Annotated in this window: 28 protein-coding genes and 3 pseudogenes; 9 read left to right on the forward strand and 22 right to left on the reverse strand. The window is 58.8% G+C overall.

From position 1 onward, the window contains the following. Nucleotides 1-13: 13 nt before the first annotated feature. The 21 genes and pseudogenes from QNJ43_RS08070 to QNJ43_RS08170 all read right to left on the reverse strand — a co-directional run bounded on the left by QNJ43_RS08070 (nucleotide 14) and on the right by QNJ43_RS08170 (nucleotide 12,704). On the reverse strand, nucleotides 14-247 hold the full coding sequence (locus QNJ43_RS08070) for an energy-coupling factor transporter transmembrane component T (RefSeq protein WP_300468897.1): 234 nt from the start codon (nucleotides 245-247) through the stop codon (nucleotides 14-16). Further along, on the reverse strand, nucleotides 244-579 hold the full coding sequence (locus QNJ43_RS08075) for a hypothetical protein (RefSeq protein ID WP_300468900.1): 336 nt from the start codon (nucleotides 577-579) through the stop codon (nucleotides 244-246). Before QNJ43_RS08075 ends, QNJ43_RS08070 begins: the two co-directional genes overlap by 4 nt. Beyond that, on the reverse strand, nucleotides 576-1,262 hold the full coding sequence (locus tag QNJ43_RS08080; RefSeq protein ID WP_300468901.1) for an ABC transporter ATP-binding protein: 687 nt from the start codon (nucleotides 1,260-1,262) through the stop codon (nucleotides 576-578). Before QNJ43_RS08080 ends, QNJ43_RS08075 begins: the two co-directional genes overlap by 4 nt. A 219-nt stretch (nucleotides 1,263-1,481) precedes the next feature. After that, nucleotides 1,482-1,592, reverse strand: a complete 111-nt coding sequence (locus QNJ43_RS08085) for a hypothetical protein (RefSeq protein ID WP_300468903.1) — start codon at nucleotides 1,590-1,592, stop codon at nucleotides 1,482-1,484. 50 nt (nucleotides 1,593-1,642) lie between these two features. Then, a complete protein-coding gene (locus tag QNJ43_RS08090; RefSeq protein ID WP_300469049.1) occupies nucleotides 1,643-2,155 on the reverse strand; it encodes a hypothetical protein in 513 nt (170 codons plus the stop codon). A gap of 75 nt (nucleotides 2,156-2,230) precedes the next feature. Next, a complete protein-coding gene (madL, locus tag QNJ43_RS08095; RefSeq protein WP_300468905.1) occupies nucleotides 2,231-2,728 on the reverse strand; it encodes a malonate transporter subunit MadL in 498 nt (165 codons plus the stop codon). Beyond that, nucleotides 2,729-2,941 carry a biotin/lipoyl-containing protein gene (locus QNJ43_RS08100; protein WP_300468908.1) on the reverse strand — a complete coding sequence of 71 codons (213 nt, stop codon included), beginning with the start codon at nucleotides 2,939-2,941 and terminating at the stop codon, nucleotides 2,729-2,731. It abuts the gene before it with no gap. A 177-nt stretch (nucleotides 2,942-3,118) separates the two neighbouring features. Next, nucleotides 3,119-3,667 (reverse strand): phosphoribosyl-dephospho-CoA transferase MdcG domain-containing protein, encoded by a 549-nt coding sequence (locus tag QNJ43_RS08105; RefSeq protein WP_300468911.1) that lies wholly within the window; start codon nucleotides 3,665-3,667, stop codon nucleotides 3,119-3,121. A 177-nt stretch (nucleotides 3,668-3,844) separates the two neighbouring features. Then, nucleotides 3,845-4,318 carry a hypothetical protein gene (locus QNJ43_RS08110; RefSeq protein WP_300468914.1) on the reverse strand — a complete coding sequence of 158 codons (474 nt, stop codon included), beginning with the start codon at nucleotides 4,316-4,318 and terminating at the stop codon, nucleotides 3,845-3,847. Beyond that, complete coding sequence (locus QNJ43_RS08115) at nucleotides 4,294-4,812, reverse strand: hypothetical protein (protein ID WP_300468917.1); 519 nt, start codon at nucleotides 4,810-4,812, stop codon at nucleotides 4,294-4,296. The genes QNJ43_RS08110 and QNJ43_RS08115 overlap by 25 nt, the downstream gene beginning before the upstream one ends. Nucleotides 4,813-4,837: 25 nt before the next feature. Beyond that, nucleotides 4,838-5,479 (reverse strand): biotin-independent malonate decarboxylase subunit gamma, encoded by a 642-nt coding sequence (gene mdcE, locus QNJ43_RS08120; RefSeq protein WP_300468919.1) that lies wholly within the window; start codon nucleotides 5,477-5,479, stop codon nucleotides 4,838-4,840. Further along, nucleotides 5,427-5,735, reverse strand: coding sequence for a hypothetical protein (locus tag QNJ43_RS08125; protein WP_300468921.1), 309 nt, complete (start codon nucleotides 5,733-5,735; stop codon nucleotides 5,427-5,429). The genes mdcE and QNJ43_RS08125 overlap by 53 nt, the downstream gene beginning before the upstream one ends. A gap of 33 nt (nucleotides 5,736-5,768) precedes the next feature. Then, entirely contained in the window at nucleotides 5,769-6,725 is a 957-nt protein-coding gene (locus tag QNJ43_RS08130) for a biotin-independent malonate decarboxylase subunit beta (protein ID WP_300468924.1), read from the reverse strand. Nucleotides 6,726-6,736: 11 nt separating this feature from the next. Continuing rightward, nucleotides 6,737-7,054: a malonate decarboxylase acyl carrier protein gene (gene mdcC, locus QNJ43_RS08135; RefSeq protein ID WP_300468926.1), complete on the reverse strand. Its 318-nt coding sequence runs from the start codon at nucleotides 7,052-7,054 to the stop codon at nucleotides 6,737-6,739. 19 nt (nucleotides 7,055-7,073) lie between these two features. Beyond that, nucleotides 7,074-8,697, reverse strand: a pseudogene (gene mdcA / locus QNJ43_RS08140) (malonate decarboxylase subunit alpha). Between the two features lie 360 nt (nucleotides 8,698-9,057). Next, on the reverse strand, nucleotides 9,058-9,618 hold the full coding sequence (locus tag QNJ43_RS08145) for a biotin--[acetyl-CoA-carboxylase] ligase (RefSeq protein WP_300468928.1): 561 nt from the start codon (nucleotides 9,616-9,618) through the stop codon (nucleotides 9,058-9,060). Nucleotides 9,619-9,709: 91 nt separating this feature from the next. Then, entirely contained in the window at nucleotides 9,710-10,339 is a 630-nt protein-coding gene (locus tag QNJ43_RS08150) for a sodium ion-translocating decarboxylase subunit beta (RefSeq protein ID WP_346432911.1), read from the reverse strand. Nucleotides 10,340-10,373: 34 nt separating this feature from the next. Continuing rightward, nucleotides 10,374-10,775 (reverse strand): annotated as a pseudogene (locus QNJ43_RS08155) (sodium ion-translocating decarboxylase subunit beta); the annotation flags it as partial. Between the two features lie 447 nt (nucleotides 10,776-11,222). Further along, complete coding sequence (locus QNJ43_RS08160; protein ID WP_300468930.1) at nucleotides 11,223-11,906, reverse strand: EAL domain-containing protein; 684 nt, start codon at nucleotides 11,904-11,906, stop codon at nucleotides 11,223-11,225. Then, nucleotides 11,854-12,279, reverse strand: coding sequence for a hypothetical protein (locus tag QNJ43_RS08165; protein WP_300468932.1), 426 nt, complete (start codon nucleotides 12,277-12,279; stop codon nucleotides 11,854-11,856). Before QNJ43_RS08165 ends, QNJ43_RS08160 begins: the two co-directional genes overlap by 53 nt. Continuing rightward, nucleotides 12,276-12,704: a hypothetical protein gene (locus tag QNJ43_RS08170; RefSeq protein WP_300468934.1), complete on the reverse strand. Its 429-nt coding sequence runs from the start codon at nucleotides 12,702-12,704 to the stop codon at nucleotides 12,276-12,278. Before QNJ43_RS08170 ends, QNJ43_RS08165 begins: the two co-directional genes overlap by 4 nt. A gap of 315 nt (nucleotides 12,705-13,019) precedes the next feature. On the opposite strand from QNJ43_RS08170, the pseudogene QNJ43_RS08175 reads away from it, so the two are divergent. The 5 genes and pseudogenes from QNJ43_RS08175 (at nucleotide 13,020) to QNJ43_RS08195 (ending at nucleotide 17,437) form a co-directional block, all read left to right on the forward strand. Further along, nucleotides 13,020-13,927: pseudogene (locus QNJ43_RS08175) on the forward strand (sugar kinase). Between the two features lie 124 nt (nucleotides 13,928-14,051). Next, nucleotides 14,052-15,233 carry a hypothetical protein gene (locus QNJ43_RS08180; RefSeq protein WP_300468936.1) on the forward strand — a complete coding sequence of 394 codons (1,182 nt, stop codon included), beginning with the start codon at nucleotides 14,052-14,054 and terminating at the stop codon, nucleotides 15,231-15,233. 61 nt (nucleotides 15,234-15,294) lie between these two features. Continuing rightward, nucleotides 15,295-15,843, forward strand: coding sequence for a hypothetical protein (locus QNJ43_RS08185; RefSeq protein ID WP_300468938.1), 549 nt, complete (start codon nucleotides 15,295-15,297; stop codon nucleotides 15,841-15,843). Between the two features lie 160 nt (nucleotides 15,844-16,003). Then, nucleotides 16,004-16,405, forward strand: a complete 402-nt coding sequence (locus QNJ43_RS08190) for a hypothetical protein (protein WP_300468940.1) — start codon at nucleotides 16,004-16,006, stop codon at nucleotides 16,403-16,405. 54 nt (nucleotides 16,406-16,459) lie between these two features. Further along, a complete protein-coding gene (locus QNJ43_RS08195) occupies nucleotides 16,460-17,437 on the forward strand; it encodes a hypothetical protein (protein WP_300468942.1) in 978 nt (325 codons plus the stop codon). Nucleotides 17,438-17,539: 102 nt separating this feature from the next. On the opposite strand, the gene rnd is transcribed toward QNJ43_RS08195, so the two are convergent. Continuing rightward, complete coding sequence (gene rnd, locus QNJ43_RS08200) at nucleotides 17,540-18,745, reverse strand: ribonuclease D (RefSeq protein WP_300468944.1); 1,206 nt, start codon at nucleotides 18,743-18,745, stop codon at nucleotides 17,540-17,542. Nucleotides 18,746-18,882: 137 nt separating this feature from the next. On the opposite strand from rnd, the gene QNJ43_RS08205 reads away from it, so the two are divergent. The 4 genes from QNJ43_RS08205 to QNJ43_RS08220 all read left to right on the forward strand — a co-directional run bounded on the left by QNJ43_RS08205 (nucleotide 18,883) and on the right by QNJ43_RS08220 (nucleotide 22,221). Further along, nucleotides 18,883-19,287, forward strand: a complete 405-nt coding sequence (locus tag QNJ43_RS08205) for a ParA family protein (RefSeq protein WP_300468945.1) — start codon at nucleotides 18,883-18,885, stop codon at nucleotides 19,285-19,287. Between the two features lie 5 nt (nucleotides 19,288-19,292). Next, nucleotides 19,293-19,514 (forward strand): hypothetical protein, encoded by a 222-nt coding sequence (locus QNJ43_RS08210; RefSeq protein WP_300468947.1) that lies wholly within the window; start codon nucleotides 19,293-19,295, stop codon nucleotides 19,512-19,514. A 368-nt stretch (nucleotides 19,515-19,882) separates the two neighbouring features. Continuing rightward, nucleotides 19,883-21,664 carry an aspartate--tRNA ligase gene (gene aspS, locus QNJ43_RS08215; RefSeq protein WP_300468949.1) on the forward strand — a complete coding sequence of 594 codons (1,782 nt, stop codon included), beginning with the start codon at nucleotides 19,883-19,885 and terminating at the stop codon, nucleotides 21,662-21,664. Between the two features lie 83 nt (nucleotides 21,665-21,747). Next, on the forward strand, nucleotides 21,748-22,221 hold the full coding sequence (locus QNJ43_RS08220) for an FkbM family methyltransferase (protein WP_300468952.1): 474 nt from the start codon (nucleotides 21,748-21,750) through the stop codon (nucleotides 22,219-22,221). Nucleotides 22,222-22,449: the final 228 nt, after the last annotated feature.

The raw sequence follows: 22,449 nt of genomic DNA on the forward strand, positions 1-22,449 counted from the left end.
AGGCGAGCGTGCTTCAATTGCATCGGCGACATCTTCCGCCATCCGCAGCGACCGCAACACAAGCGGCAGCGCCAGCGCGATCGGATTGGAACCAAGCCCGCGCGCGCTGCGCATTGCGAATTTCCTGGCTCTGTCCGCCAATGACCGGAATAAACCGCAACGCCAGGGAGAAGGCCAGACTGACCTTCTTCGGATCGACGCCGAAACGCCGGAAGGGCCCGAGCGCCTTTTCGATCACAGCGATCATCGCGTCGTCAACGTCACCAGCATCGCCAGCAGGGCCAGAGCCGCGATCCGCAGGACCACCATTGCCGCGAGATCCCACGATTCGATAAATCCCTGGACGACGAAGATGAGAACGAGCAGCCACTTCAGCGGGCTGATCTGTTGATACGCCTGCCGCATCGGGATCTTGGCGACGCGATACAATCCAAGCGCAACGGCGAGTACCACGACCAGTTCGCGCCAATCGCCGAGCAGCATGATGCCGGAGGCGACGACTGCCAATGCAACGAGCTTCGTTCCCGCACCGAGGCGGTGAATGGGCGACACGGTGAAGGGATCGCGAATCTCACTCATTGCATCCGCTCCACATAGAACTTGAGCGCGGGGTCAGGCTCGTCATCAGCAATCACCTTGCCATGATCGAAGACAATGACGCGATCGAAATGCTCAAGCAGCGGCAGATCGTGTGTAACGATGATTACCGTCTCTTCAAGATCGGCGATCACCCGCGCCACCTTGCGCGCATTGCGCAGATCGAGAAGCGTTGTTGGCTCGTCGAAGACCACGCAGTCCGGACGGGTGACGAGCACGCCGGAAAGCGCCAGAAGCTGCTTCTGGCCGCCGGAAAGAGCGTGAGAGGGATGATAGCGGAACGGGCCCAGACCATACCGGTCGAGCACCTCTTCCACGAGCGCCCCGCGTTGAGCTTTGGGCTGCTTCAGTTCCTTGAGCCCGAAGGCCACGTCTTCCTCCACAATGGGGAAGACAATCTGATTATCTGGGTTTTGGAATACGAATCCGACTTTCCGGCGGACGGCCTTGCCGTTCTTCACCGTGTCGAGCCCATCCACGAGAACTTGTCCCTTCGTGGGAACCCGGAGCCCGTTGAGGAACCTTGCGAACGTGCTCTTGCCCGAGCCGTTCGATCCGACGATCCCGATCCGCTTTTCGGTCAGCGTAAGATCGATTCCTTTCAAAGCTTCGAAAGTATCAAACCGCTGATGCACATGCACATCGCGGACTTCGAACGTCGTCATTCGGTTTCTGCCCTTAGAACGTTTGAAGTCGCCACACGCCTTCCGTAGGGAGAGGTACGCGGCGATTGCAAGACAAGTCATTTGCAATTTTGAGTTGCTTATCCCGGATAAGGACTAAACTTGCCTCTTTTTTAACACCAACCCTTGAAACGCTAGCGTTTGCGCTTCAAATTTGGAGTGGTTCCAAGCTTCGTTCTCTGATTGGCCCTCGCCAAAGGATTATCCAAACAGAGCGACGAGAGCCATGTAACCAAGCGACGGGACGACCAGGCAACCGAAGCCGGTGTAGAAGGTCGCGGTCAGGGCACCATAAGGAAACCAGCCGGGCATCGGTCGCGCCGAGGCCTGCCGCTGTGCCACTTGTGGTGCCCATCAGGCCACTATAAGCCGCGGTCGAAGCCGGGTTTTTTATCCAGACCGGCGATCTTCGCCAGGAACGGCGTCAGGATCATCACGGAGATCGACTTCACCACGCTAGCCGCAACCGAAAGCGCGATCACGTCAGACGAAGCGTCCAGAGCGTTACCGGTAACAGGGCCGACGATGAAGGTGGCAGCGTCACCGCCAATGGTCGCCATGTCGACTGGACTCGTGTACCCGAAGGCGTACGCTGCGGCCGCACCGATGATCAACGAAAGGATCATCGAAATGCACAGAGCGACGACACCCGGCACACCGGCTTTCTTCAGCTCTTCCAGCTTCACGCCGAAAGCAGTCGCGACGATCGCGAAGCCACGGAAGACGCTGCCGCCCATCAGGCCGATGCCCGAGAAGAGGGAAACGTCAGCAATGCCGTGCTTGCCGCCGGTGTACTTACCACCAACGAAGGCCAGGATAAGACCGAACACGATGGCAATAGCCGATGAAGAGCTTCGCGACGATGGACGCGACATACATGAAGATGTCGACGACCACGAAAGCAGTAACCAGAAAATACTTAGTAACTGCGTGTGCAATAATATCCAGGCTTAATTACTTCTCTTCGCAACAGATTCAGTCGAATAAGTGGGATCTTCCTCGATCGGAGGAAGAGAATCACTTTTCTCGCCGAGGGTCGTGATCGGCCGGATCAGCAAGAAGCCAGCGAAGACAGCACCAAGACCGGCAACGAACGCAAGCACACCTGCGTTGTAGGTGGCTACGACATTCTGACGGGCACACATGGCAACCACGATCGGAATGTACATCATGCTCCAGAACTGGATACTGTTCTGTGCCAGCTTGGAGAGCTGGTTACGGTCCATGAGGTGCCGTGCGATAACGACGAGCAGCAGCATCGCGATACCAACGCCACCGACGTTGGCGTTAATGCCGACCAGATGACCGATGAGGTAGCTGAGGCCGGTACCTACGATCATGCAACCGCCCATCAGGGCTAGCCCATAAATCACCATATCACTTAACTCCAGGAGACTAGGAGTTCGAGTTATCGGGGCGGCGAGGATCGCCGCCCCGGTTTCACGCAATCACTCGATAGTCATCAGAATAGCGCCGGTCTCCAGGCGATCGCCTGCTGCCGCTGCGATGGACTTAGCTTCGCCGTCCTGCGGGGCCAGCGTGTTGTTCTTCACCTCCATCGCTTCGACGACGGCAAGGTTCTGACCCTTGGTGACCTTGTCACCAACAGCGACCTCGATCGAGATGACCGTAGACGGCATCTTCACTTTAACATCCATCATACACTCCATTGGTTAGATGGTTGAGATTTTGGGTAATTATTCTGTTCTACCATATATTTTTCTGAGTCTAAACGTTTCAAACGCCAATTAATTCGAGAAAATATTAATTTTATTATTTTAAAAAATTTATATAAAATGACAATATTTATAAATATTTTTTCCTTCAGAGTAATACTATTACAACTTTACACCGAGGGAGTTTTCTACTTCCATCTCGACGTCGATGGAGATTCCGCGTTCCTCGCTGAACGAGGTGACGCGCTTGTAGAAAGCCTTGACATCGCCGCCGTGCTCAGCATCGACGAGAATGTCGAGGTCAGATTCCGGCCGCACGTACGCGAGGCCGGTTACCGCCGCCAGAGCGGCGGATCCGATGAGGCCCAGACGCACGCCGCAGCTTTCGCCGAGCTTTGCGATGGGCTCGAGCCCCGGATGCGACGGGGGCGTCACCGCCACCGCGCGATCCATGACCTCATAATGCGTAATGAACCCGCTTACCTGATCGGCATCGACGATCAGCGAAGAGCGAACGCGTTCCTCTCCGATCCGGAGCGGGAACCCGAAGCCAAGCTGCCCCTGCCCTTCCCCGCACGGACGCGTCGGGTGGCAGACGATGCCGGGAATGCGATCCTCGAGGAACGTCTTGAGAACGGCCTTCTCGATCGCTTCGTCGTGCATCGTGTATGGCAGCCCCTCGAGCAGAGCTGGCACGAGTGCATCGCGCACTCCCGGTTTCTGCTCTGCGAGGACATGGCACCGGTTCAACATCGTTACCGTCCCTTGATCTAGGCAGGATCCGTCTTTGCGGATTTCTGCAGGTCGGCCTGGGCCTCGAGGAGCGTGTCGAACAGGAGGGTCTTCTCGGGCCCTTCGATCTCGATCTTTTCGTCCCACTTGGCTTCGTCAGCCGGGACGCCAGGGAGCAGTTTTAGTTTTGTGGCCGGAATGTTGGTCTTGAAGGTCCTTGGAGATCTTCACCACCCGCCCCTTGATGCGCAGGATCGTGCGCGCAACCTTCTCGATGGTCGAAGCCGCATGCGTGGTGGTCGCGGTGACGACGACTTCGTATTCTGGATAGGTGCGCTCGCGCCGATACGTGATGATTTCACCGGCCGGATTACAGACGTGGTCGGATTTGGAGATGATAAAGTTGTCGCCCATGGGCAGGTCGCCGACGACCAGTTCGCGATAGGTATCGCCGCACGGCGAAGTGACGAGCGTGATGTCGTCTCGCAGCGGCACGCCATCAAGCATCAACCAGCCGAATTCCTGACAACCGTAAAAATTCCGCACCGAGTAGCCGTAGCTCTCGGCAACCGGCAGCAGTTTCTGATCGAGCGGAGTGCCGGCGGTCAGAAGGATCGAGCCCTTCGGCATCTGAGCCTTGGCCCGAGCTTGTTGGCCTGCTCGAAGTTCGCCCGCAGGAAAGAGGATTCACCCAGGATGATCTTCGGCTGCTCGCGGCAGGCCGAAACGATGAAAGCATCCCGGCTGGAGCGTTTCAGGAAGCTCCATTCAACGCCGCAGGCAGGCAAAGCGTCTGCGGCGAAAACGTTCACAAGCGGAGGATAGCTCACCAGCATCTTCGCTTGTGGTCCGGACCCGAGTCTTTCGAAAAGGGTCCGGACCACCGCGCAGCGGCCGGAAATCTCGCTATGAGTCACGCCAACGATGTTCTGGAACGCAGAAGAGCCTGTCGTGAAGGTGAGATACGCCAAATTGAAAGGCGTATGCACCTCCTCGATGACATGGGCGGCCGTCGGGCCGTCGATTCCCTTGTCCGCCAGAGTCCGCCTCGGCACCTCCTGAAGGGTGGGAACTGTTCCGAAAGCGTTCAGGGCTTCTTCAAGTACCGTCAGATCGTCGGACATGATCATCGTCCCTTAAAAAGGATCGTCAGCGAGATGGAGCGTATTTCTCGGCGACTGCAGCGAACTCCTTGTTCATCAGATCGATGACCTTGGGTCGCACGACACGGCCGTTGCGCTCGGCACCAAGCGTACCGCGGCCCCAGGGGCCGAGCTTGTCGGCTTCACCGTTGGCAATAGCCTTCCGGATCTCCGCAATGTGCTTGATGATCGTGGGACGCATGCCATCGGTCTCGGAGGCCTGCTCTTCCACGCCGCCAAGGGCATAGAAGAACTGCGGGCCAGCCGCGAAGACCGGGTTGCCCTTGGAAAGCTCTTCCAGGGTTTCCAGATCCTTCTTGATGATGCGAGAGATCAACGTCAGCGGCATCACGTGGATCATCGTGCCAAAGGACGATTCCAGCGACAGGATGTTCGACGCCTGCAGGCCGTGACACAGGAACGCGCCGGAGATGGCGCGGCCGATGACCATCGCCACAATCGGGTGACCTTCGAGACGAGCTTCTGCCAGCGCGAGCTGGTAGGCGCCCGTGGCCTTGTTCATGCCGATGATCTCTTCGACCTTGCCGGGGCCGTTGCCCGGGGTGTCGACGATAAAGACCAGAGCACGCTTTTCCTCAGCCGGCTTGTCGGCGTCGGCAGCAAGAGAGACGTAGACGGCCTGAGCCATCTTGTACCCTTCCTTCCATGCCGATGATGCCCGCATAGACGACCGGGAACTTCTCGTTGAAGGCCTGCGCGTCGGAAGCAATGATGGTGACATCCTTGCCTTCAAGCGCCGCCGTTCCGACGACTGCACCCGGCGGACCGAATTCCGGATCGTCGAAGGTCTTGGCACCAACGGTGCCTTCCTTGAAGCTGTCGGCATCCACGATCATGTCGATCGCGTCCCGACCTCGTCCCATCATGGTTTCTTTGGCTTCCATGATTTTCTCCTGAATTGGGATATCTGACCGTGATTAGATCGTGAGACGCTTGGTCTCGGCGAGGAACTCGTCGATCGGCTTGTTCTCGGTGGCGATCGGGTCTGCGTTTCCGGCCTTGGCCCACAGATCACGGGCGTCCTTCGGCTGCAGCTCGGCCGTGAGAGCGACGAGCTTCAGCTGCTTCTCGACCAGCTCGGGGGAGGCGACGCGACGCATCGCCTCGAAGTCTGAGACCGGCAGAGGCGCAAGTTTCTGCAGAGCTTCACGGAAGTCCTTGATGGAACCCTTCACGAGGACGTCGCAGTCACCCATGATGTACTTGTGACGACCACCGGTGGTGCGGAACACGAGAGCACGATCACCAGAATCGAACTCTTCCTTGCCCATCTCCTGCTCGATCACTTCAGGACCGGTCAGGCCAAGACGGCCGTACTCGCTCATCACGATCGCGTCGGTCGCGGCGGCAACGAAGCCCATGCCGCCGAAGCAGCCGATTTTCGAACCGATCACGGAGATCACCGGCACCTTGTGACGGGCCTTCTGGATCTGATCTATCACCTCGGCGTGGGCCAGAAGACCGGCGTTGGACTCGTGCAGACGCACACCGCCCGTCTCGAACGAGATCACCACGATCGGCTTCTCTTCGTCCGTTGCGTCCGGATGCTCGGCAACGAGCTTGTCGTAGAACTCCGTGGCGAGACGGATGGTGTTCACCATCTTCGCACTGCCAACCTCACCGACGGAACCGCCGATGAAGCGGCCTTCTTGCGAGATCACGAAGACCAGGGTCTTACCAATCTTGCCGACGCCGGTGACGATACCGTCATCGAACTCGACCGCTTCGCCAAGCGTCTCCAGGTGCGGAGAGTGGAAGCGGTCAAACGGACCAGCCAACTCCGTGAAGGAGCCTTCGTCGACCAAGCCGATCGCTCGGGCCCGGGCGTCCGATTCCAGGAAGTTCTGTTCCTGAAGGTCATTCCATTTCGGCATAGGATATCTTCTTACTCTTCCGTCGCTTCCGTAAAGGCCTGGCGCAAGCGCAGCAGGACGACGGCGGGGGTAGCGTTGTTGTCATTGATCTTGAACTGGACGTCGCCGAGGAGCGTTTCGGTCGCAAAGGTCTCGATGAGCCGCTTCCAGAGCTCTTCGAAACCCGCAACCGGGGTGACGACCTTTACCGAAGCGGCCCCTTTCAGGTCCTTCGGCTCCATCAGGACTTCCATGTCACCCGAGCCGACAACACCGAGGTGAAGCGGCTTGTCGATGCTTTTGGTAGCCGCGCCGATTTTGACGTAGAATTCCAGTGTGTTCAAAGCCATGGTTTAATGATCCTTCGTATCACCAGTTGCGGAACCGAGCCGGCGGGTTGTAGAGACCACCAAACCAGGTCACGAGGTCCTGGATGCTACGGGCAGCCAACATCGAGTGGTTCGCACGCTTGCGATCGACGCCAAGATCTTCCGGCGTCATGAAGATGCGCTGCTCGCGAAGGCGCTTGGTCTCGGCTGGATCGGCCTGGAGCCCGATTTCCGTGTAATCTGCGACCGCACGAATGGCAGCCATGCGGGCTTCGATGTCCGGAGCGCGGTTGAGGTAGGCGATGCCTTCCTCGGTCACGATGTGGGTCAGGTCATCGGCGTAGATCATGACCGGAGGCAGCGGGAGGTTGGCGTTCTTGGCCAGCTTCCAGGCATCCAGTTCCTCGACGAAGACCGGAGCGCGGCCCTCACCAAACGTCTCAACGCCCTGCACGACCAGCTTCTTGCCGCCAGGCATGTTGTCGAGCGTACGATCCAGGGTCGGCTGTTCCTCACCGCACTTCAGCCAGGCATCCGTGGAGTGACGACGATCATGGGAGTCAGAACCCATGTTTGGGGAACCACCGAAGCCGGCAACGCGGTTCGCGGTAGCTGTGGAAGAGTTGCCGTACTTGTCGATCTGCAGCGTGCCGCCGATGAACATGTCGCAAGCGAACTGACCGGCAGCCTGCGAGAACGCACGGTTGGACCGCAGCGAACCGTCCGGGACGACGAAAAACACGCCCGGATGTGCCGAAACGAACTTCTCCATGCCCAGCTCACCGCCGAAGCAGTGGATCTGTTGCACCCATCCGTCTTCGATTTCGGGGATCATCGTCGGATGTGGGTTCAGAACCATGTGCGTGCAGATCTTGCCCTTCAGGCCAAGCTCAGCACCGTAGGTCGGCAGCATGAGTTCGATCTCGGAGGTCAGGAAGCCGATGCCATGGTTCAGCCGCTTCACTTCGTACTCGGTACTCGGCATAGATGCCCTTGAGGCAGAGCATCGCCAGCAGAATCTGGTTGTCCGTGATGAGAGCCGGGTTACGCGTGAACAGCGGTTCGATGAAGAACGGCTTCGGCGACTGCACGACAGCGTCGACCCAGTCGGCCGGGATATCAACGCGGGGCAGCTCGTCAACGATCTCGTTCACCTGGGCGATAACGATGCCCTGGCTGAACTTGGTCGCCTCGACGATGGTCGGCGTATCCTCGGTGTTGAAGCCGGTGTACAGATTGCCCTTCTTGTCCGCCTTGTAGGCGCAAATCAGAGAAACCTTCGGGGTCAGGCCGAGGAAGTAACGGGCGAACAGTTCCAGGTACGTGTGGATTGCGCCCAGTTCCATCTTGCCGTCACGGATGAACTCAGTAACACGGCCGGCCTGAGGGCCACCGAAAGCAAAGTCCAGCTTCTTGACGATGCCGCTTTCAAACAGGTCGAGGTGAATCGGAAGCGAAACCGTGGACTGCACAATGTGCAGATCGTGGATCTTGCCTTTATCTGCCTTGTTCAGGCACTCGGCCAAAAAGTCGACCTGTTTCTGGTTATTACCTTCAATATTGACGCGGTCGCCGGGGCGGATGACCGCCTCAAGCAGGTCCACCGTATTTTCCGGCTTAAACTGCTTGCCCGGGCCAATAAAATGGGCAGTAGCCGCCAACAAATCTGCAGTATCTGTAGATCGGCGGTCCCACTTCTTCTTTGTACCGTTAGTGGATATGGAACAAGATCTGTTTATTTGTATTAGCGCTTCAGAACCGAAGTGTTCGGTGATTGAAATGCCTCTCCGTAGTAGAAGCTGTGTGTCACGCTGCTCCTATCGCGAATGCTTAGGCTCCCATCGAGTCTGAGATCGGTTGCCGTCCCTTCCAGGCGCTCGTTACCCGCATCGAACAGGGCGTCCTGTCCGATCGTGCAGGAGCGCTCCAGCTAGGCATCGCGAACGGGAGAGAACCTCTCCTGTTCCCAACGGGCAGTCCAGATCTCGATTTGTTGGAAAATTGCTTCCAGAAGGACGTGCTCGTCAGTCTCGCGTCCCGTTTCCATTGCAAGAGAGGTAGCAATCCCCTTCAAGCACCGGCGGCACATCAGTTGCCGCCATATTCACGTTAATTCCGATCCCGGCGATGACATGCGCCATCTTGCCTTCATCGGTCAGTACCAGTTCACACAGAATGTCGCACAGCTTGCGCCCGGCGACAAGAATATCGTTCGGCCATTTCACTTCGGCCGGGATTCCTGTTGTTTGCCTTACGGCCTCGACCACGGCGACTCCGAGTAGGAGTGTGTATTTGGAGATTTCTTCAAGCGGCCGCTCGGGACGCAGAAGAATGTAGATCTCGAGCCCTTTGCCCGGTTTGGAGAACCAGAAACGCTTGCCCTTGCCTTTTCCCGCGGTTTGGTGAGCAGCTACCAATGCGAGACCCGTCTCAGCGCCGCCTTGTTGGAGGTCCGACATGAGGCGGTTCGTGGAGTCTACTTCCGACAGGAAGCAGATCGGGTCGATAAGACCTACACGCCTCTCCATGTCGCTGAAATTAGCGAGGCCGTAGAACACCGAAGCGTTGGCAGTTTGGGTCAGCATCGTGTTTTACGCTTCTTGGTTTACATTTTCGCGGACAAGCCGCAGGTGTCCGGCGCCCACCGGGTTTGAGAAGTGGGCGCCGGACATAGGATCAACCGACCAGGCCGATCGTCGAGGCGAACACGCTCACGGCGATGGCGGAGACGATTACGCCGCAGATCGAAGCACCCATTGCGAGGGGCATGATCATTGCGTACGGGCTGGCCTCAAAGGCGCAGCGCTGCGCGATCTTCGCGGTCGAAGGCATGCACGACACACCGGCAATACCGATCGCCGGGTTTAAGTTGCCCTTCGTGAGCCACCACATCAGCCAACCGCCGCCGAGGTCACCGAGAGCCGAAACGGCCAGAGCGGTGATGCCGAGGAGCAGCAGGATCGCGACGCGGGGGGCGAGCAGGGTCGAAGCTTCGCAGAGCACGCCCAGGACCAGACCCAGGAACAGGGTCGAACCGTAGGTGATCGTGTGCTCGAGGAGCTGCTGATACGGCTCGATCTCGGCTTCCTTGATCACAACGCCCATGAAGAAGGACAGAATCAGCGGAGTGGCGACCGGCAGCAGCAGGCAAAGCAGAGCCGCAGCGACGATGGTGAAGACGAACTTCGCCTGCGGGCTCACGTCTGGGAACTCGAACTGGACTTCCAGGTCGCGATACTTCGCGGGAACCAGCCAACGAACCAGGTATGGGTAACCGACGTAGCAAAGCGACAGACAGGTACAGATACGCGATGATCGAGATCGGGACGAACAGGTCCTTCGCCATGATCAGCGAGGCAAACAGCACCATCGGGCCGTCAGCACCACCGATCGAGCCAACGGCAGCGGCCTGGCCCGGCGTCAGGCTGAAGTAGTAGCCGATGACGAGGGTCACGAACGTGCCGAGCTCGGCGCACACCGCCACGGTGATCGAGGCCCAGGGTCGCGCCAGGATGAACGAAATGTCCGCCATCGTGCCGATGCCCATGAAGAGCAGACACGCGACCAACGAGTTCACGAAGGTCTTCGTCACAGCGGTACGGACGCCGCTGATGAAAGTTATACCTAATTTTAATCGCGTGTTGGCAGCCACATACTGCTTGAAGGTCTCTTCTTCTTCCTCGCGCGAGCTGATAGCAGCGATTATCGCCACTTTGCCCAGGCGGTCGGGATTGATGTCCATTCGGGGCGCCTTCTGTCCACGACAAGTGTGATTGCTCGGCGACGATCATTTGTCATCGCAATATACACCCGGCCAGGCGACCTGCTCCAAGGCGCGCGACCGGGCTGCGGCCAAGCGATCACTCGATAGTGTTTTGAAATCGACCAGTAAACCCTAAAGTCCCGATCATCGGTGAAGTACCAATTTCTCCCAATGCGCCACGACCCTCTCGCGCAGCCACCCGCGATCTTGATCTGTCAGACAAATAAATAAATTGATAAATTTAACTATAGAGCATCGCGCGCGTGCGCTCTCTTTCCACAACCAACGCGAGAGCGCGTCTGAGACTTCGCAATGCGAAAACGGCTGTTTCATAAGGGACGCCGGCCACACCCTGTGGCGGGCTACCGCATGACGAATTAGGCGTTGACGATCTCGTCAAACCCTTCTTCGCCCGCCTCCATGGCGTCATCGAGCTCGCGTTCGGCGTTGCCTTCGAAGGCCTCTCCGTTGGTCAGCGCTTCGGCAAGCTGGACATAGAGATGGCCTGGCAGGGGCGGTGCAAAGATGTATCTCTGCGCGGATGTGACGCCCAATCTGCGCGGATGTGACGCCCAATTCCCGCAGGCGTCCGATCTGTTCCATCATCTCCACACCTTCGGCGATGATTCCCATGCCAAGCTTCCCGGCGAGCTCCACAAGCATGTCGACGATGGAGGAGGAACTCACCTCCGTCCACAGCGTGTCGACGAACATCTTGTCGATCTTGATGATGTCGATACCGAGCTTTTGCAGATAGGCCAGGCCGCCGTGGCCCGTGCCTGCGTCGTCGAGCGCCACCCGAATGCCCAGCGACTGCATCTCCGCGATGATCTTGCGCGCCATGTTCATGTCGCGCAGCGGCTGGCGCTCGGTCACCTGCCGCACGATCTGGCTGTAGCTGATCCGCGAGTCCCCGTAGATCTCGATCAGATCCTCGATGATCCTCCGATCCTCGAAGTGCCCCGCGAACAGATTGACGGAAAGCTTCAGATCCGGATTTTTCGAATAGAGGTTGCCGACGTCGACAAGCGTCTGACGCATGATATGGCGCGTCATCTCAAAGATGTGGCCGGACGTCTCGGCGTACTGCATGAAATGTCCCGGAGACACGATCGATCCGTCCGGACGTTTCCAAGCGAATCAGCATCTCACAGTCGCGCAGGCCGCCGGTTTCGATATCCATGACTGGCTGGTAGTAGGGAATGAATTCGCCTTTGCGGATAGCGGCGACGAATTCATCGTTCGTTTCCTGATCCGGCTGCCACGAGATCCAGAGCGCGATGATGATGAAAATCATCGCGAGACCGCCTGCGGCCACGGCGGTCAGGACTTTCAGATTGGAGACAAGGAGCGTGGCCGCAGCGCGCGGCGCGACGATGGTCGCCTGCAACGGGTAGCGCTTGGACCGGACGTATTCGACCATCTCTTCGCCGCCATCCGCCGTCGGGTCCGCCTGTTCGTCCTTGCTTTCGCCGACGGTCAACCACCGGACATTCTGCGCGAGCCGCACTTCCACCCGCCAGTACGCCCGGAGATATTCGGGTCCTGCATAGATTGAGACGGACGGGGCGGAGATCTCCGCGATGAGGCGCACGCCGTTTCCGACGTGCCATGCCACGGTCGCCAGGTGCACGCTTTCGAAGGACTTGTCGAGAAGCCCAGCCCGACCATCGCCGCGTCCTCGCGGTAGGCGGGCACGATCGCCTCTCCCGAGCGCTCGCGCACTGGCGTTGAGCACATCGGCACGCCGTTGGAATCAACGACATCGATCGCCTGGACGAAGACGTGATCGCGGATGACCTCGCCATAGGCCAGATGATCGTGCGGCAAACACGTGATATGTCTCTCGCCGACCAGAGTCTGAAGCGCCGTCACACCGTCGGACAACGCTTCTTCGGCGCGATTCACATATCGCTCGGCCGCGACCCGCAGTTCAGTATGCGCGCGCGATTCGGCGTAGTGGTCCAAACTGAACTTGGCCACCGACAAAGGCGCGATCGCGAGTAGAACCGCGACAAAAAGTGCTCTGAAAAAGGTTTTATACCGACGGGACAAGCTGTGGATCCGAAACGCATAGGGTGACTGATCTGTTAAGAGTGCCTAATGAACGTAAATGCCGACTAAATCGCGCGAAAAATACGAGACCCGGTTGCACTGATATCCAAACTTGCAAAAACTTTCTCACCCATTCCCAAGCCCGTGATTGTCCGACAGAGAGGATGCATGGAAGCCCTGTTCATTGGTCAAGCCTTATCGACATCACCTTCATCACCGACCACCTGCCCACCGGTGACGAGAAGACGATTGCGGAGGACTACGCCGTAAGTTTTGGCGGCAACGCCGTCACCGCTGCCTTTTGCTGTGCCAAGCTTGGCTTCAAGTCCGATCTGATCGGCTCTCAGGCGAATGACTGGCTCATCCACATGTTCAACGACATGGCGGGCAAGTACGGGATCGAGATTCACGGCCGCAAGGTGCGGGAATCATCGCTGTCCTTCATCATGCCGAAGGGTTCGCAGCGTGCCATCGTGCGCTGCCGGGACGACAGCTTCCTCCACCCCTTCCCCCAGCTCAATTTCAACGGCTGCCGCGCCCTGCATCTTGACGGCTATCTCCCCGACGCGGCCCTGCACTACGCGAAGACGTGCCGTGAAGTGGGCATCCTGACATCACTTGACGGCGGTGCGGTGCGCGCGAATACCGACGAGCTGCTGCGCTACATCGATATCGCGATCGTGTCGGAGCGCTTTTGCGAGCAGATGAACCTGAATGCCCATCAGACGCTCGAATATCTGAGGAGCCGGGGCTGCCGCATCGGCGGAAACACTATGGGTGAGCGCGGCCTCATCTGGTACGATGAAGACTGGACCATGCAGGTGATGCCGTCGCTGGCCGTTCCTCTGGAAAAGATCGTCGACACGAACGGCGCCGGCGACGTTTTCCACGGTGCGTACATCTATTCTTACCTGAACAAGCCTGACGCACGCTGGAGCGATCATTTTCGCTTTTCGCGGGCGGCTTCCGTCCATGCCATCCAGCATCTGGGCAACGAGGCCAGCCTGCCGAGCCTTGAAAACGTTCAGACCGCTAACGGTATGTTCCCCGAGGCTGCTTCCGCAGAAATTGCGTAAAACGCAACATGACGCGATCCCGCCTCACGTTTGTCGCCGTTTGAACACACAGAGCCGTTTTCGCGTCCCGGATCCCGAGAAGGTCTACACGCGAAAGACCTGAACCTCAGCTTGGAGACCTCGAATGGGTGCCCATAAATTCTCGCAGGCCGGATACGCCCTGATCCTCGGCGCAGCGCTTGCCCTGCCGCAAACTGCTTTCGCGTTCGAATCGACGAACAACCCCGTGGCGGATGTGTTTCTGACCTCTCTGGAAGCCGGCGACGCCAAGAACGTGGCCGTCGAGAATGTCGCGGTTTCCGGCAATCAGATTGTCCTGAACAATCTGACGGTCGACTACGAGAGCGACGGAGACACGGGCAACGTCACCATCGGCAACCTGGCGTTCTCCGATGCAACCGTTGCAACCGACGGCAGCATCAGTGCGGCGGCCCTGGCGTTGACCGACGCCAACCTCGTCGATGACGAAGACACCATCGAATTCGCTGCAGCCGTGGTAACGGACGTGCGAATACCCTCCCCGGCCGAAATCGAGAACCCGTCCAAGGCGCTCAACGTGAAGCCCGCGTACAAGTCGCTGGAAATCACAGGGATCACCCTCAAGGCGGAAGACGAAGTGGACGTCCCGATCGAGCGAATTTCCAGCACGTTCGAGACCATGGGCACTGACGGCTCTGCGAAGGCTTCCTTCGCGATCGAGAAGTTCACGCTCGATCCCGCCGGTGTCGATGACGAGGATTTCGGTAAGACGCTGGCTGATCTCGGCTATGACGCCCTCCAGCTCGACGTCAAGGCTAAGGGCGAGTGGTCGGCGGCCGACGGCCGTCTGAACCTCGAGGATTTCCAGATCTCCGGTCAGGACATGGGCGCTTTGCACCTGTCGGCCACGATCCTAGGCGTGACGCCGGATTTCATCGGCAAGCTCGACACCGCTCAGGAGAACTTCGGCAAGTTGATGGAGCTCCTGCAGTCGCTCTCGATCTCCGATATCCGCATTCATTTCAAGAATGACACGGTTGTGGAACGCGTTCTTGACTGTCAAGCCAAGGAAGTAGGCACGGATCGTGCCGGTCTCGTAGACCAGCTTTCCTCCTCCCTGCCCGGCATTCTCAGCTTGCTCGGCAACCCGGGCTTCCAGGAGAAGGTTGCCAAGGCCGCCACGACCTTCCTGAAGGAACCGGGCACGCTGACCGCTTCGACGCATCCCGCTCAGCCGGTTCCCGTGGCTCAGGTTGTCGGCACGGCCATGATCGCGCCGCAGACGATCCCCGACGTCCTGTCGGTCGAAGTCACGGCCAATCAGTAATCTGCGGCATCAGATCGGCAGGCTTGAGAGCATAAGGCTGTCTTTCGATAGGAGTTATTCCATGCGCTCACACGCAAGCGGCCTTTATGCCTTCGGGCTGGCCGGTCTACTCATCACCACGTCCCCTGCCCTGGCAGCACGCCAAGGCTCGGAGATCGTTGCCGGCTGGTTCGAAGACATGCTCTCGGCGGGTGCAGTCACCGCGGATTACGGCGAGATTCGCCAGGACGGTAACGAGACGATCGTCGACAATGTCGATGTGAAGTTCTCCTTCAACTACGACTTCCATACCTTCAAGAACCTGTTTTTCGAATTCGAGGCCACCTCGCCGGAAATCCGCTTCACCGGATTGACCGAAACCGACAAGACATTCTCCGCCAAAGAGATCACGTCCGCCGACGGGCTTACTCTCGATTTCAAGATGGCAACCTTCCTCGTGAAGGCAAAGGTCGGAGGGAGACGGAGCCGACGGCTCCCGCCGGAGAGACTACACCGGAGAGCTCCGGAGAGGCCAAGGAGGGCACGTCGAAGTCCCCCGAAACGGTTGAAGACGATAGCACGATCGAGGCCCCAGTCGCCCACGTGTCTCAGGTCTATAACGGGGCTGTGATCTCTGACATCGAATGGCCGCGGTTCATTGAAGTGCCGATCGCTCCGGACAAGCAGGTCATTGGCCTGCTGCGCATGATTTCGCAGAATTTTATACGGTGGCGTCTGGCATCCTTCACCGTCGCCAAAGTGTCCAAACGGAACAGAAGCTGCCTGACGGGATGACCAGCTCGGGTACGGCATCCGGTCTGAAGGTCACCAATTACAAGAACGGGTATCTCGGACGCGAAATAATCAGCGATTACCAGATCACTGAACGGACGCCCGTGGTTGGCGGTGAAACGCGGATCACGCACACGACGATCAATTCCGGCACCGTTTCGGATGTCGATTACCGCCCGATACTGCGCGCCCTCGACCCTTCATTTCCAAAGGAAACGACAAGCGATACCGTTATGGGCGACCTGTCCGTCAAGGGCATTACGGTCACAGTACCGAAAGAAAACCTTACTCTCACCATGGATGACCTGTCCTTCAAAGATATGGGGCTGGCTGCAAAGAGTGGTTCGCTTTTGACGCTGCTCGACCATCTGGCATCGGGGCAGGAAGTGGATTCGAAGTAGTTCGTCGAGCCGATTTTCGAATTCATCAGCGGCTACCGTCTTGCCGATGCGCACATGCACGGGCTCCAGGTCAAGGTGAAGAACACGCTTGTCGGCCAGATCGATCACTTGAAAGTCGCCGATATCGACAACGATGGTATCGGGACCGTTCTGATCGAAGGCGCAGGCGGTCTGAATCCTGAAAACACCTCGCAGGCGGGCGTAGCGCGTTTCGCTTTGAACAATCTGCGCTTTCCCATCCGCGAGGCCATCTTCGCGGTGGCGGAAAACAAGTACTCTACGAACCTTGCCCAGCGTATGGCGGTGGTTCTCACCATTGGCGGCATCGAACTCGATGATGCCGTGCTTTCGGGCATCACCCGGACGGGCTTGTTCTCACTCGCCAAATACCGGTTGCTGCTGGAGAACTATATCGGCCCGATCCCCACGAGCATTTCGAGCACGCTCACCGATCTCGATATGCCCGTCTCGCTGGTGAACAATCCGCAGGGCCGCGCCGCGCTCAAGGATCTCGGCTTCGACGTTCTCAAGATCAACCAGGATCTGTCCGTCCACTGGGACAAGGATACCGGCGATCTTGATCTCGAGCAGGCTCACGTCTCTCTTGAGAACGGCGCGACGGCGACCGTGAAGCTGACCTTGGGCGGCGTACCGCAATTCCTCTTCGAGGACCCGCGCCGGGCGCAGGAATCGCTTGCGACCCTGACCGTTAAGCGCGGCTCCATCGTGATCGAAGACGCCTCGACGATCATCCGCATGATCGAGTTGCAGGCCAAGAAGGCCAATGTTTCGCAGCTTGAAATTCGCGCGGCTACCGTCGCGCAGATCCGGGACGCTCTCGGCCCCCTCGCATCGTCGACCTTTGCGGATGACCTGAGCGATGCGGCGGACAGGTTCATGCAGAACCCGGAACGTCTGGAAGTCCGCCTGGATCAGAAAAGCCCGATTCCCGTGACCCAGCTTCTCGGCATGGCGGCGACCGCGCCGCAGGCGATCCCGAACGTGCTCGGCGCGAACGTCAGCGCCGACTAGCGGTGGCCGGACCTCCGGACCTCCAATCAAACAAAAAAGAAGGCCCGCTCCGATGAGGAGCGGGCCTTCTTATGTAAGCCAGAAATGAAAAACGCTACCGCTCTATTCCACGGCAGCGACCTCAACTTCCTTGTTGCCCTTGCCCGCGGGCTCGTCCTGCGGCAGGTCAATCAAAATAGTGCGGCCGTGCGCAAATGCCAGCGCCAACCGTCCGTGTTTAAGCTTGATGGCGGCCTGTCCGAACAACTCTCCGCGCCAGCCTTTCAGCGCGGCGACGTCCGCATTGTCGTCGGAGGCGATCTGCTCCAACTCGTCCACGGTTGCGACCACCTTCGCGGCGACGCCGTGATCCTCGCACACGAGCTTCAGCAGAACCTTCAGCAGTTCCACCGCTGCCGCGGATCCTTCCGCCTGAAGACAGTCGCGCGGCACCGGCGGCAGATTCTTCTTCGGAATGGCGCGTGCACGAGCAACGGCGGCCAGAATATCGTCGGCCACACGTGAGCGTTCGAAACCGCGCGGGATCGTGCGCAACGCACCGAGCGCAGCGGGATCGCCCGGCTGCTGGGCAGCGATCTCGTAAATCGCCTCATCCTTGATAACCCGGCTGCGCGGCACATCGCGGCGCTGGGCCTCTTTCTCGCGCCAGGCGGCAACTTCCTTGAGAACCGCCAGCTCGATCGGCTTGCGCACGCGTATCTTTAGGCGCTTCCAGGCGTTCTCTGGCGCCATGCGGTACGTCTCGGGCGAGGTCAGGACCCGCATTTCCTCCGAAACCCAGTGCGCCCGGTTCTGCTCCTCGAGGTTCGCCTTCAGGAACAGATAGACCTCACGTAAGTGAGTCACATCGGCCAGCGCGTAGACGAGCTGTTTCTCGGTCAGCGGGCGATGCGCCCAATCGGTGAAGCAGTGCGTCTTATCGGTGCGGTGCCCGGTGATCTTTCCGACGATCTGGTCGTAGGAGACGGAATCTCCAAAGCCACACACCATGGCTGCGACCTGCGTATCGAAGACCGGTTGGGGAACGAAGCCGCCCAGATGGAACACGATTTCGATATCCTGACGGGCGGCGTGAAAGACCTTCACGACGCTTTCGTCGCGCATCAAATCGAAAAAGGGTGAGAGATCAATACCGTTGGCCATGTGGTCGACGATCACGGCGTCTTCAGGGCCTGCCAGCTGGATCAGGCAAAGCTTCGGCCAGAACGCGCTCTCGCGCATGAATTCGGCGTCGACGGTGACGAAATCGAATTTCGCGAAGCGGGAACAGGCAGCTGCAAGATCGGATGTTTTTGTAATCGGCGTCATAATTCAAGAGCTATAGCGCAGCTTGAATGCCTTGTCGCCCCTTCGCCTCCAATACGCCGCAATTCGCGCCTTGGAGAAGCGCACAAGGTGCGCTTATATGGTTGAAACACGATTTAAAAAGAGGGAGGCAGGCCCAGATGCGCACGATCCTGGTTGCGAACCGCAAAGGTGGTTGCGGAAAAACCACCGTAGCGACGACCATTGTTTCCGCACTCACCGCGCGCGGTCAATCGATCGCGCTCGCTGATGCCGATCGACAGAAGTCATCCTTGAAGTGGATCGATCTGAGACCGAAGGTCGCAACGCCGATCACGAAGCTCAACTGGACGAAAGACAAGGCGTTGGGCGATGCGCCGGACAACATCGACACAGTCGTTATCGACGGCCCCGGAGCGTTGTCGACGGCGCATGCCGAAAGCCTGATCAAGGAGGTGGACGAGATTGTCGTGCCGGTTCTGCCTTCAATCTTCGACATGGATTCCACGGATCAATCTTCGACATGGATTCCACGGATCGTTTTCTGGAGAAGATCGCGAAGCTGAAAAAGGTGCGGAAGGGAAAGGCCGATATTCAGGTCATAGCCAATCGCGTGCGGCTCAAGAGCCAAGCTCTTGCGCAAACTGGACGGCCCCTGCTGGCACATATCAGCGATCGCGTCGCCTACTCCAATCTCGCAGGTCAGGGGCTCACCATCTTCGACAGCACCACACGGGAGTTCGCCCCACTGCGCAATCAGTGGCAACCGCTCCTGCTGGCATTCGACGCCTGAGGGAAACGACTCGCGCGCGCGGTGCCTTGTCTTTCGGTCGATTGGTACCGAGACTGCGTCCGTATGGCCTTTTCGCACGGCCGCGCCGCCGGCCCTCTTGAAATCGGTCGAAGGATATCGTCACTATCGTGGGTGTTGCTTGTCGATCGACTTTCCGTCGCGCCCGGCTTGGGATGACACGCGCGGGCCCCGTTTCGATCATCAATGGCGGATATTTTACCAACCAAATCGTTCACCCCGCACGCAACGGCGCTCTTGCATTGACAACCCGCCTCGAGCATGTCTTCTGCGCCGGTCGCACCATGCGACCATTGTTGCGCGCAAACAGCGCGTGATTTGACGTCAAAAGCCCAATTGCCGAGGAATCCATGCATCTCTATAGGAGCCATACTTGCGGGGAACTGCGCGATACCCACGTCGAAGAGACCGTGCGCCTGTCCGGCTGGGTTCATTGCGTTCGAGATCATGGCGGGCTTCTGTTCATTGATCTGCGCGACCACTACGGCCTGACACAGTGTGTCGTCGATCCGGATTCCAATGCCTTCAAGATCGCGGAAACCGTTCGTTCGGAATGGGTAATCCGCGTCGAAGGCAAGGTCAAGAAGCGGTCGTACGAGACCATCAACGAGACGCTGCCGACGGGCCGGATCGAAGTTTATATCGATGAGCTCGATGTGCTCAGCGCTGCCAAGGAGCTTCCGCTGCCGGTCTTCGGCGAGCTGGAATATCCGGAAGAGACGCGGCTGAAGTATCGCTTCATCGACCTGCGCCGTGAGACGCTGCACAACACGATCGTCAAGCGCTCCGCCGTCATCGCCGCCATGCGCCGCCAGATGAACGGTGCCGGTTTCACCGAGTACCAGACCCCGATCCTCACGGCCTCTTCCCCTGAAGGCGCGCGTGACTTCCTGGTTTCCTCGCGTATCCATCCGGGCAAGTTCTACGCCCTGCCCCAGGCGCCGCAGCAGTTCAAGCAGCTGCTGATGGTTGCCGGTTTCGACCGCTATTTCCAGATTGCCCCCTGCTTCCGCGATGAGGATCCGCGCGCCGATCGTCTGCCGGGCGAGTTCTACCAGCTCGATCTGGAGATAAGCTTCGTCGAGCAGGAAGACGTCCTCACCACGATGGAGCCGGTCATTCGCGGCATCTTCGAGGAGTTTGCCGAGGGCAAGCCCGTCACGCAGGAATTCCCGCGCATCCCCTATGACGAGGCGATCCGCAAATACGGCTCCGACAAGCCGGACCTGCGCAACCCGATCGAGATGCAGGGCGTGACCGAGCACTTCGCCGGTTCCGGCTTCAAGGTCTTCGCCCGGATGATCGAATCCGATTCCAAGACCGCAGTCTGGGCGATCCCGGCCAAGACCGGAGGCTCCCGCGCCTTCTGCGACCGGATGAATTCCTGGGCGCAGTCTGCGAGCCAGCCGGGCCTCGGTTACATCTTCTGGCGTATGGAAGGTGACGAGATCCAGGGGGCAGGCCCCATTGCGAAGAAAATCGGGCCGGAGCGCACCGAAGCGATCCGCACCCAGCTTGGCCTGGAAGCGGGCGATGCCGCGTTCTTCCTGGCGGGCGATCCGAAGAAGTTCGCCGACTTCGCGGGCGCTGCGCGCACCCGCGCCGGCACCGAACTGAACCTTGTCGACGAGAACCGCTTCGCCCTGTGCTGGATCATCGATTTCCCGATGTACGAATGGGACGACGAGGAAAAGAAGATCGACTTTTCGCACAACCCCTTCTCCATGCCCAAGGGTGGCCTGGACGGGTTGGAGAACACCGATCCTCTGGAACTCAAGGCCTATCAGTACGACGTGGTGTGCAACGGCTACGAGATCGGCTCCGGCGCGATCCGTAACCACCTGCCGGAAGTCATGGTGAAGGCCTTCGGTATCGCGGGCTACAGCGAGGAAGTGCTGTACGAGCGCTTCGGCGGCATGTACCGCGCGTTCCAGTACGGTGCGCCCCCGCATGGTGGAATGGCAGCCGGTCTCGACCGCATCGTCATGCTGCTCGCCGGCAAGCAGAACCTGCGTGAGGTCACGATCTTCCCGATGAACCAGCAGGCCCAGGATCTGATGATGGGAGCACCGTCCGAGGCGACCCCGAAGCAGCTCCGCGAACTGAGCCTTCGCTTGAACGTTCAGGAATAGGATCCGTACCGCCGGGGTGGCTGAAGCTATCCCGGCGGTTTCGGGAAGGAGCGTCGTGAATGGCCCTGCAGAAGAAACGTCGTGTGTCTCAGCTCAAGAAGCTGCAGTTCACCGCACGCAAGCTGTTTAAGCCCAAGACGGTCAGCTACGCAGGCCTCCTCACCCTGTGGACCGGGGCCCCTTCCCTGCCGCAAGACATCTGCAAGGCCCTCTACAAGGAGTGCCACCAGCATCTGGAACACCAGCTTGCAACCGCGACGCTGTCGCGCGGTAACCGGGTTCTCGAAATCGGCGCCGGTATCGGACTCATCAGCCTCGTCTGCGCCCGCATTTGCGGCCCGGACGCGGTTCTCTCCTATGAAGCCAATCCGAAGATGGCGGACATCATTCGCCGGAACTTCGAGTTGAACGGAATGATCGCCAATTTGCGCAACAAGGCGGTTGCCACGCAAAGCGGTGAGATCAGTTTCTATTTCAACGACAATGTCGTTTCATCGTCCATCATAGACCGCGGTTTCGGCGGGGCGACCACGGTTGCGTGTGACGGCTTCGCATAGGTGATCCCCGAATTCGCCCCCACGACGATCGTCATGGATGTGGAAGGTGCCGAGACGAATCTGCTCGCCGACGCCCCCGCTCGACGACGTCTCGAAAATCTTGCTTGAAGTTCATCCGAAGATCGTCGGTCAGGAAGCGATCGACAAACTCATCGCAACGCTTGCGGACACAAGGGTCTGATACTGCGCCTGGACTATTCCGTCGACGACGTGGTCTTCCTGTCGCGC

The sequence above is a fragment of the Breoghania sp. genome (assembly GCF_030066895.1).
Taxonomy (GTDB): Bacteria; Pseudomonadota; Alphaproteobacteria; order Rhizobiales; family Stappiaceae; genus Breoghania.

Excerpts from the sequence above, each read along its gene's own strand:
- QNJ43_RS08070 (WP_300468897.1), bottom strand. The coding sequence starts at position 247 with ATGATCGCTGTGATCGAAAAGGCGCTCGGGCCCTTCCGGCGTTTCGGC.
- QNJ43_RS08075 (WP_300468900.1), bottom strand. The coding sequence starts at position 579 with ATGAGTGAGATTCGCGATCCCTTCACCGTGTCGCCCATTCACCGCCTC.
- QNJ43_RS08080 (WP_300468901.1), bottom strand. The coding sequence starts at position 1,262 with ATGACGACGTTCGAAGTCCGCGATGTGCATGTGCATCAGCGGTTTGAT.
- QNJ43_RS08085 (WP_300468903.1), bottom strand. The coding sequence starts at position 1,592 with ATGCCCGGCTGGTTTCCTTATGGTGCCCTGACCGCGACCTTCTACACC.
- QNJ43_RS08090 (WP_300469049.1), bottom strand. The coding sequence starts at position 2,155 with ATGTCGCGTCCATCGTCGCGAAGCTCTTCATCGGCTATTGCCATCGTG.
- QNJ43_RS08100 (WP_300468908.1), bottom strand. The coding sequence starts at position 2,941 with ATGATGGATGTTAAAGTGAAGATGCCGTCTACGGTCATCTCGATCGAG.
- QNJ43_RS08110 (WP_300468914.1), bottom strand. The coding sequence starts at position 4,318 with ATGCCGAAGGGCTCGATCCTTCTGACCGCCGGCACTCCGCTCGATCAG.
- QNJ43_RS08115 (WP_300468917.1), bottom strand. The coding sequence starts at position 4,812 with ATGTCCGACGATCTGACGGTACTTGAAGAAGCCCTGAACGCTTTCGGA.
- mdcE (WP_300468919.1), bottom strand. The coding sequence starts at position 5,479 with ATGGCTCAGGCCGTCTACGTCTCTCTTGCTGCCGACGCCGACAAGCCG.
- QNJ43_RS08125 (WP_300468921.1), bottom strand. The coding sequence starts at position 5,735 with ATGGAAGCCAAAGAAACCATGATGGGACGAGGTCGGGACGCGATCGAC.
- QNJ43_RS08130 (WP_300468924.1), bottom strand. The coding sequence starts at position 6,725 with ATGCCGAAATGGAATGACCTTCAGGAACAGAACTTCCTGGAATCGGAC.
- mdcC (WP_300468926.1), bottom strand. The coding sequence starts at position 7,054 with ATGGCTTTGAACACACTGGAATTCTACGTCAAAATCGGCGCGGCTACC.
- QNJ43_RS08145 (WP_300468928.1), bottom strand. The coding sequence starts at position 9,618 with ATGCTGACCCAAACTGCCAACGCTTCGGTGTTCTACGGCCTCGCTAAT.
- QNJ43_RS08180 (WP_300468936.1), top strand. The coding sequence starts at position 14,052 with ATGGGTGCCCATAAATTCTCGCAGGCCGGATACGCCCTGATCCTCGGC.
- QNJ43_RS08185 (WP_300468938.1), top strand. The coding sequence starts at position 15,295 with ATGCGCTCACACGCAAGCGGCCTTTATGCCTTCGGGCTGGCCGGTCTA.
- QNJ43_RS08190 (WP_300468940.1), top strand. The coding sequence starts at position 16,004 with ATGACCAGCTCGGGTACGGCATCCGGTCTGAAGGTCACCAATTACAAG.
- QNJ43_RS08195 (WP_300468942.1), top strand. The coding sequence starts at position 16,460 with ATGCACGGGCTCCAGGTCAAGGTGAAGAACACGCTTGTCGGCCAGATC.
- rnd (WP_300468944.1), bottom strand. The coding sequence starts at position 18,745 with ATGACGCCGATTACAAAAACATCCGATCTTGCAGCTGCCTGTTCCCGC.
- QNJ43_RS08205 (WP_300468945.1), top strand. The coding sequence starts at position 18,883 with ATGCGCACGATCCTGGTTGCGAACCGCAAAGGTGGTTGCGGAAAAACC.
- aspS (WP_300468949.1), top strand. The coding sequence starts at position 19,883 with ATGCATCTCTATAGGAGCCATACTTGCGGGGAACTGCGCGATACCCAC.